The 575-nt window shown below is 59.7% G+C and carries 1 protein-coding gene; it reads right to left on the reverse strand.

Annotation, left to right across the window (positions count from 1 at the left end; genetic code table 11):
* A partial coding sequence (locus AC0L3E_RS34615) for a hypothetical protein (protein WP_473606914.1) occupies positions 1 to 236 on the reverse strand: 236 nt, incomplete at its 3' end.
* Between the last annotated feature and the right edge of the window lie 339 nt (positions 237 to 575).

The raw sequence follows: 575 nt of genomic DNA on the forward strand, positions 1-575 counted from the left end.
TCGGGTGGCAGGAGGTTGCCCTGGTCAAGCGCATCCGGCGTGGGCCGGATCTGCTGTTGGCTGGCAGCTAACGCTGGCGGGGCGGCGGCCTCAACTCCGGCGTGTCCAGAGCCGTCCGCTGCCAAAGCGTCCGCCACGATCCTGTCTGACGCGGGCTTCGCATCGCGAACCCGTTCCAGCGCCAAGCGGAGATAATCGTTGCCTGGAAACAACACCTCGGCGAATTCGATCCGCAAATCATGATCCAGCCCAGAGATCGTCCGGCCCCGCCTCTCAAGCGCCTCAGAAAATCTGCGAAGACTACGACCATAGACAACACGGGTGCTTGGGGCCAAGCTGCTGTCACTGGTCACTTGTTCCAAGACATGCGCATCTGCCTTTGAAGGCACCGTCACTGGCCACCGGCCAGTCGCTGAATAGCCCGGCTCATGATACGCACGCAGGACGTTCAACGCCGGCCTTATATCCTTTATGTCAGTGTCTTTCGGAAAGAAGGTATCGAGGTGATCGACCAGGGATTGGTGATTTCTTAGATCAGTCGCTTGGCCACGAGCGCCGAGATCATTCGCCAATCG

The organism is Mesorhizobium sp. WSM4822 (assembly GCF_055811155.1).